This window comes from Lactiplantibacillus dongliensis, assembly GCF_005405105.1.
In the GTDB taxonomy this organism is placed as follows: domain Bacteria; phylum Bacillota; class Bacilli; order Lactobacillales; family Lactobacillaceae; genus Lactiplantibacillus; species Lactiplantibacillus dongliensis.
In genome coordinates this window covers 1-8287 of sequence record NZ_BJDK01000058.1, presented here as the reverse complement: position 1 = coordinate 8287, position 8287 = coordinate 1, and the positions used below count along the sequence as shown (strand labels likewise).

The window sequence follows — 8287 nt, the reverse complement described above, 5'->3', positions numbered from 1 at the left end:
GGCAGGCAGAAGCTCGCTGCTGGAATTAGATGATGTTTTTTGCTGATATATCGTTGGTATAACTTGCCGTTCGACAGTATCGCGGATCTTTTGTCCACCCGTGACTTTGACGATACGATACGTGTCACCCTGCTTAACGGTTTCGGCGTCATAACTGAACTCTTGCAAATGCGTCCCGTTATCAGTACCAAAACGATACGTTAAGTAATAAGTGATGATTGATTTATTTTTACTCATTGGCTTGACGGCCCGGACTTCTGAATCGTAGTCAATCCCAGTCAGACTATCATCATTATAATAACCTTTAGACATCCGCACCATTTCTTTGTATTGCGGATTATCGGTACCATCAGTGTAATAGTCGTCCAAGCTACGATCATCGTTATCCGTCGCCTGATCAATGTCACCGGTATTAGATAGCTCTTGAATCGCGACCCACAAGTTATCCATATAGGCATCGGCATCTTTCAACGTCATCACCCCGGCAAATTCCAAGTTAATCGTTTGATTGTCTTCCGTAACTTGGGTGGCCTTAGACGTGACCGTCGATGAGCCGTGCTTGTATTCACCGGACACTTCCAGATTACCAGACCACGGCAATTCGCTCACAACCAATTCGCCAGCTGAATCGGCGGTACCTTGTTTTTTCCCGTTAACGTAAATCACGGTCTTGGGCGCCGTTTCCACGGTGAACGAAACGGTGCGTAACGCGAGGTCGATGACTTGGCTGGACTTAGTCAAATGGTAGGTCCCGCTGTTAGTCATTGATTTGCCGCTGACAGTACCGCTAGACGCAATCGTATACGTGCCGGGGACTAATGGTCCCAATTGCTTACGGTAGCTGGTACTTGTCGATGTGGCCACGGTCTTGCCGTCAACGCTAATTTTAGCGCCATTCCGGTTAGTCGTCGCTGTTGGATAAACGGGCTTCACTTTGACTTGGTACTTATCAAACACCAGCCAGTGCTTCCCCGTCAATTGATACGTAAAGGCACCGTCAACGGTTTGACCATTATTCAATTGCCGTTTGAAGGTCGCCAAAGCTTGCGGATTCTTCTTGAAGTATCGAACCAATGGCTTAATCTTTTTGTCTGATAACTTCAGATTAGGATCCGAGCTCGTAAAGTTGGTCACGAGACCACTTTTATCCGTTTTCAACGCGGTAATTGTGCGATCTAATTGTGAGGCCCGGCTATAATAGCTATGACCGAACACGTACCCGCCAATTAAGACGACTACGACCACTCCAATGAGCACCCATGCCCAAGTTGGCATCGCGCTGCCGTGCTGATTGCCACCAGCTGATTGGCGACGATGGGCACTCGCCGTTGGTTGGACAGTGACTGGTTGCGTGGCAGTTGGTTGACTGTCAGTGGTAACTTGCTTTGAGCTGGCTGACGTGGCCGATTCAGGTGCTATTGATTCAGATTGATCAGCGTTAGCGGCGGCAAACTGGGCTAAGTTAAACCCACAATTCCCACAGAATTCATCGCTGGCCATGACCTTTGCGCCACAATTCGGACAAAAGGCGGTGGCCCCACCTTGGTCATCGGCCGCCCGATACCTTTTTTGTGTTAGTTTCATCAGTTATTCCTCCAAAATTAATGCCAGTTAGCGATGTAAGAGATAGACATTGGCATGCTCGTGATCGCCCTGTGAGACGAGATTAGCTTGCACTAAGTAACCTTGATACTTGGTCCCGTTGATGACCTTTGAGAACTTACTGCGTTTTGTAAAGGTCATCTTCAAGGTTGAGCCATTTTCATTCAAATGCAGGGTCACTTGGTTATGATCACCTTGCCAATTGCCAAAGTCTTTGACCCGCATCCCCACCGCGTTTGGTAAGGAATCGGCATCGTCGTCCGCATTTAAAGCCACCCGACCGTTTTGACGAAAAACGATCTGGGTCACGCCATCACTCGTAGGGCGACCAGCAAGACCCGCTTTTGAGACGACATACCAGCTGTTATAGCGCGCTACTTGGTCTTTCAAACCTTGGTGATGATAAACACCGCTACCAATTCCAACGATGAGCACAACTAAAATGACCCATGCAAGCCAGGGATACTTTAGGCCGTGATACCAGATTGTTAAACGGCTCTGCCAGTTCGTTGCCGTTGGTGCTACTGACGTACTGGCTGATGGCGCTGCTTGTAACTTAGCGCCACAAAAGGGATAGAACTTCGTACCAGCGGGCACTTTTTTACCACAATTTGAACAAAACATCTAAGCGCCCCTCCTAAAAGTTACTGAAGAGATCCCCGAGTGAAGAGTTTTGCGAAAATTCTTGGGCAAAGTCTAACACTAAGTTTTCAGATTCAATCCGGGCAAAGATGTAAAAGGCTAAGCTCAACACAACTAACGCAATCAAAATAATATAAAACTTGTCGAACCGTTTCTCATTAATCGAATTGTTAATCGCCATAATATAACCGACTTGCCAAACCATGCTAATCGCCGCTATGACAACTAACGCAAAGGCCAATTGCTTGATGAAGGTCAATGGTGAGTCGACGTTAAAGGTAATCGTATAAACGGAGAAAATCAGTACAATGTTTAAAATTAACCCAACATTCGTTAAATGACCAAAACGGTTCAAATAATCAAAAAAGTTAACCGCCCCGTTTTTATCGCCGAGCGCACTGGCACCAAACCCAATTAAGATATAGAACAACACACCAATTACTACGACAATGAAAAGCTTGGTATCTAGGCCGAATGATAAGTTTTTTAACGTCACCATGGAACTAGCGGTCGATTCGTTGACTTGCTTAATGAACCGGTTAATCGCCGCCACAATCGCAAACGTCAGTAATAAGGCACTCAACACCATTGAAATAATACCGAAGTATTTCTCAGCCGGCGCTTCCGTGTTAGGATGCTTGATCGATTCAACAAACCAGCTAAAGTAGTTCTTCGAATAGTTCTGCAGTTGTGCCACCCGATCATTAGTTGGCGCCGCAGCTGGATTCGGTTGATCTGTCGTCGTTTGTGTCGTATTAGTCATAGTATTAGTGGCAGATTCTGCCGTTGCTTGTTGTAAATCATACCCACAGTGGGTACAGAAACGGGTGTCACCATCAACGGCTTCACCACAATTAGGACAATAATTTTGCATTAGTTTGGGCCTCCATTTTTAGTCTGTCGATGTATAGGCGCGAATCTTCTGCGCCGGCGTGATCTTAATAATCTTGTAGCTGTCACCACTTGGTTCTAAGGTCGCCGTGTATCGGAAGACTTGAATCCGTTCATCTTTGGAATTCTCAAAATCATACTTCACATCATAAGTCAGTTGGCTCTGTTGCTTGGTAGCTGGTGCGACCGATAAGACAGATGGACTATAGTCGACACTGAGGACCCCATCGTTCTTGTAGTAACCCTTTGCCATCGTCATAAAGCCTTGATAGTCACTGTTAGCCGTGCCATCAACAAAGTAACTGTCGAGGTTCTTATCATCGTCATCCGCTGCATCGCCCAAGTCGCCACTGTCAGTATAGTTACTAATGGCCGTAAATAACCCAGTTAAGTAGTCACTAGCCGTTGCCTTGCTCATCACCCCAGGGAATGTCAGGCTCACGGAACCGTCAGCGTCACTCTGGTTGATTTTGCGGGTCTTCGAAGTAACGGTCGTCCCACCGACTTTGTACTTACCAGTAAGTTCCAAATTACTCGACCAAGCCGTCTCCTTAATCGCTAAGGTGCCATCACTACCAATCTGGCCCTGAGACTTACCATTCAAGTAAACCGTCGTCTTTGGCGTACCCGTCACGGTAAATGAAATCGTCTTTAAGGATAAATCGTAGCGTTGATTATTTTGATGTAAGTAGACGGTACTCTTATTTTGTAGCAGTTGCCCATTGACCGTCCCGGATGCCAACAACTGATAATTTCCGGGAACGTAGGGGCCAAACTTGTGCTCATAATAACTCGAATTGGATGATCCCACTGATTGACCATTAATCTTCAGCTGGACCCCACTGCGATTCGTCGTCAACTTGGCATAGAGTGGTTTCACTTTAATTTGATACTTATCAAACAAAAGCCACTTCTTACCAGTGACGGTATACTCAAATAGTCCATCCGTAGTCATCGAACCCGTCCGGAGTTGACTCTGGAAAGTCGCTAACGCTTGGCGATTCGCCTTGAAACGCTTCACTAACGGCTGTAGCGTCTTATCAGTCAGCTTCAATGACGGATCTGACGTGGTAAACTGTTGGGCAAGCCCTTTCTTACCAGTCTTCAGCGCACTAATATCGCGGTCTAATTGGTTGGCGCGTGAATAATAATTGCGACCGAATAAATAGGCCCCACCAATTAGCACGGCGATTACGATAATCGTGATCCAAGCCCACTTGGGTAATGCTGGTTGCTTGTTGACCTGAGATGTCCGTGAAGTTGTAGCTGGACGAGTCACCGTGGACTGTGTGGTTGTCGCCGTTGATTGTGGCTGAGAACTAGCGCCGGTTACGGTAGTCTCCTGACTAGCAGCCGCTTGTAGCAAGTTATAGCCACAATTACCGCAAAATTCATCACTCGCCGTGACCGCCTGCCCACAGTTCGGACAAAATCGTCGTTCCTCGCCTCGGTCATCGGCTGCCCGATATAATTTCTGTTGAAAATGCAATACCCCAATCTCCCTCTTTGATATAAACTTATTCATCTAATACTTTATCATAATTTTAAGCTAATTTATTGGAATCTTAATAATTAGTGGGGAGAAATTTCTGCAACTAAAAATACCGATTAACTTGGTTAGGGTTAGTCGGTATTTTTACGTTGGGTAATTATATAATTAATTGTGGTTTATCACAGAGCAATCTAGATCAATGACACTGCATCCGATATTGTCGTATAGTTACTACTACCACTCATCTGCCATTTAAACTTCGTTAAGTCAATCATCTTAATAGCCGGGTTATCCAGTGTTAGTAAAAAGTGATCATCCTTTTGCATAAACATAGCGTTACCCTTGTGTCGCACCATACCACGACCATGTTTAGGAATGAAAATGACAATATTATAAATTGGCAATTTTGAAATTACCTTTAACATATCATTATCACTCGCTGCCACTAGCCACATCAAATGTCGTAACCACTGCAAACCACCTAAAAATTGTGGCTTAGGATTTGCATTACCAATATGTTTAACATGCTTCACTTCAAATTGGTAAATACAATCATCAATGATAGTACAATCATTGTCTTTTCCAGCCGCCCGATCATGTCCTTTTAAGTAATTAGCCGCAGCCTTAATATCCTCAATCCTAAATGAGACCGCATAATCACCACTAACCACATAGCTTAAACTAATTTCATAATCGTCCTCATGAATTAGCTGAACAAGACGCTTCTTTCTACTCTGATACTCATAGGAATCTTCCGTGATTGTTTTATGAAACCGTTCAAAGAAATCAGCTTTCATGAGTACTACCACGCTTATCCAACTGGTCAATTAGACCATAATAACGATTATTAATCTGATCTGTGGTTATATCAAAGTTGGCTAGTTCAACATCATCATCAGTTATATCACCCAAATCAGTGATAGTGCTAGCTTCAAAATTGTAAACCCTCACTAATTGACTTGTAGCTGTATTTTCTTTAACTTTATCAGCTAGCATCAAATTCATTAACTCTTTGACTAAGTAATCACTATGTGTTGAAATGACAACGTTAGTTCCAATCGCGGCAAGCTGGTAGAGAAAGTCCATCATCATCACCTGTCGAGTAGGATGTAAATTCATTTCTGGTTCATCGATAAAGAGCCAATTACCCTCACCAATATTGCGAATAAAGATATCAATACCAAATAGAGATTTTAGCGAAGATGACAACAAATTAAATGTTACTGTTCTATTCTCAGTTTGATCAGGCAAATTATAATTCACTTCATTTTTAACCTCATCATAAACAAACTCGCCTGGTACTAACCCATCAACTAATGCTTTTAACTTCTCATCTTGAACTCTTTTGTCCAGTGGCTCTTTCAAGCGACCTAATGAGTTATTAATATACTTGATATAGGCTTCGATTGGATACGGATAGCGTTCATTGGCCGATGTCGTCGTTTCTATTTGATTTGCATTTGCAACCGGTACTTGTAAGCTATCATTGACGATTTGATTATTGAGTCGATTTCTAAAAACATTAATGCCGATTCGTTCGGCAGGCATGTAAAAACTAGTCTTTCTAGACGCAAATAAATCATTGAAAATATTTCCACTAACAAGTTTCGTTGCTTGACTCATTGAAGGTGCCTGACTGACACCCGATTGCTCTTGCTTACCACCTTCAACATCATAGTAAGTGAAAATCGAGTCAGACTTGTCCAAATAAGTAGAATATATCCTATTCTCTATCAGATTGTTTACTGAACTTTGACCTTCAATACTATCCGTTTCCAGATTATAGTCCCAGCGATAAAACCAATTTAATCGCTTTTCTTTCGGTAAAATAAGCTCTGAAATATCATGTTTATTGATTGTTAATTTTGTTGTTCCGCTTACATAAACGCTATCGTCTCGAAAAAAGTTTTGATAAAATGACTCAGAATCATTTAACTTATTAAAATTATCAATTAGCTGCTTCTCTAATACTGACAAATAATAGTCAACAGTATTAGTTACCGGTTCTCCAGCTATAATTTGCTGAATTTGTGCCTCTGTAACTAAATTTGGTGTGAATTGATTCTCCAGCCAATATCTAAACGCAAATAAGCTATATGCAGCTAATGTCTTGCCAGTACCATTATTACCAGTTAGTACTGTTAACCGATTAAGCTGCACTGTACCATCCTTAATCGGCCCTAAATTTTGAATTCGCATAACCATATTCTCCTAAAAAGTTTCGATAGTATTGAAATTTAAAAAATTGACACTGTACACATCTAAGGCTTCAACCAACATAAGTTACTTTATTATAGTATACGTAATCTAAGTGATGTGTTATCTTTTGCACTGCCCATTTTAAATATCACATGCTAACCGAGTTGCTTTAGACATCTCACGCTGAACATTATAAATTTCCACAATAATACTATTCCCCACCGGATGCCAATCAATAGCTCTAATTAGACTGCGCATAAAGTTACGGGTAATTTGCGTTTTGATGGAAATACCACTGCGCTCTAAATCATCGTAGAACGTTACCCGTTGATCAAGCTTATCCACTTTAAAATAGTAATAAGCAAAATTTGCTGTTCCTCGTTGAAGAATTAAATGGTATGAAAAATTATAGTCCGCTGGAAATACTTGTATGCCATCATTGGTCATTAACTTAACATCCTTTTCATTCAATATTTCAACCATTCTGGTTTCTTTAAGAACAAGCTTAAGTTCTTTCGTTAATGTCAAAATCTTTAAAATGCTTTCTGATTACTTTAATATCACATAACAACTCCTGACTATTTATCGAATCTTCCGATGGCCTCAAAATTGGATACCTTTCTTTTTCTTTTTGAGTTCGAAAAGGTTGCCACCTAATAGTCTTTCTATGATCACTTTCAACAAAATAATCATAATCTAACAACTTCCAATGAATAGTCTTTTTTAAATCAGATTCTGTAATGTTTTCTTCACTAATAAAATGATTGACCCTACTCGTAGTGATCCGATTTAACTGGCTAATTGGTGACAATGCTAATTCTATGGCTTGGAAGTTCAAATTATTATTAGCATCCAAAATCACAAGATATAGGCTTTTTTTATACCCTTGAACATTAGTTAAGAATTGTTCATTTGACTTAGCAAAAAGATCTTCAAACACCCCATTAATTCCAATTGTATTCAACTCAATGCTGCCTAAAAACTTATTAATAGAGCCTCCGTCTTTACTTCTAAATTTCAAATAAATAAACGGATCTGAGTTCTTATCATTCCGATACGCAACAAACATTGATTTTATACTACCTCTAAGAATATTACATTTTACTAATAACGTAAAACCTGCGACTAAAGTATCCAAAGTATCCATTTCTATAGCAGAATTTCTAATTAATGTTTTATTACTACTATCCGCAGAAACACTAATCTCACAAGATAAGTTTTCCAGGATGCGTTTCATTTCTATTTGGCTTTCTGTTAATTCATTATTTTTTTGAACCAATATTTCACTCTTCCTAGCATTTTTATCCGCATGTTTTCTGCTCACACTAGACCCTATCCATCCTAAAATTGCAGTAAAAATCGGAACTATAAAATTAAACATCTTCCTCGATTTAAAATTGAAGTGCAACACCTGCTCTACTAGACCAGTTCTTTATTCAGACTAGTCAAAAAGGCCATGAA

At 41.1% G+C, this 8287-nt stretch carries 8 protein-coding genes; all 8 read right to left on the bottom strand.

Going from position 1 to position 8287, the window contains the following annotated elements:
- Positions 1-1584, bottom strand: a 1584-nt coding sequence (locus FFM80_RS14205; RefSeq protein WP_137641402.1) for a zinc ribbon domain-containing protein, incomplete at its 3' end; no start/stop codon positions are given.
- A gap of 27 nt (positions 1585-1611) precedes the next feature.
- Positions 1612-2226: a zinc ribbon domain-containing protein gene (locus FFM80_RS14200; protein WP_137641401.1), complete on the bottom strand. Its 615-nt coding sequence runs from the start codon at positions 2224-2226 to the stop codon at positions 1612-1614.
- Positions 2227-2239: 13 nt separating this feature from the next.
- Positions 2240-3118 carry a zinc ribbon domain-containing protein gene (locus FFM80_RS14195; protein ID WP_137641400.1) on the bottom strand — a complete coding sequence of 293 codons (879 nt, stop codon included), beginning with the start codon at positions 3116-3118 and terminating at the stop codon, positions 2240-2242.
- An 18-nt stretch (positions 3119-3136) separates the two neighbouring features.
- The gene (locus FFM80_RS14190; RefSeq protein ID WP_137641399.1) at positions 3137-4624 is read right to left on the bottom strand and encodes a zinc ribbon domain-containing protein; all 1488 of its coding nucleotides are present in this window, start codon (positions 4622-4624) and stop codon (positions 3137-3139) included.
- Positions 4625-4818: 194 nt separating this feature from the next.
- Positions 4819-5424 carry a hypothetical protein gene (locus FFM80_RS14185; protein WP_137641398.1) on the bottom strand — a complete coding sequence of 202 codons (606 nt, stop codon included), beginning with the start codon at positions 5422-5424 and terminating at the stop codon, positions 4819-4821.
- A complete protein-coding gene (locus FFM80_RS14180) occupies positions 5414-6826 on the bottom strand; it encodes an AAA family ATPase (RefSeq protein WP_171001126.1) in 1413 nt (470 codons plus the stop codon). Before FFM80_RS14180 ends, FFM80_RS14185 begins: the two co-directional genes overlap by 11 nt.
- Before the next feature lie 141 nt (positions 6827-6967).
- Positions 6968-7273 (bottom strand): hypothetical protein, encoded by a 306-nt coding sequence (locus FFM80_RS14175; protein ID WP_137641396.1) that lies wholly within the window; start codon positions 7271-7273, stop codon positions 6968-6970.
- A 58-nt stretch (positions 7274-7331) separates the two neighbouring features.
- The gene (locus tag FFM80_RS14170; protein ID WP_137641395.1) at positions 7332-8207 is read right to left on the bottom strand and encodes a hypothetical protein; all 876 of its coding nucleotides are present in this window, start codon (positions 8205-8207) and stop codon (positions 7332-7334) included.
- Between the last annotated feature and the right edge of the window lie 80 nt (positions 8208-8287).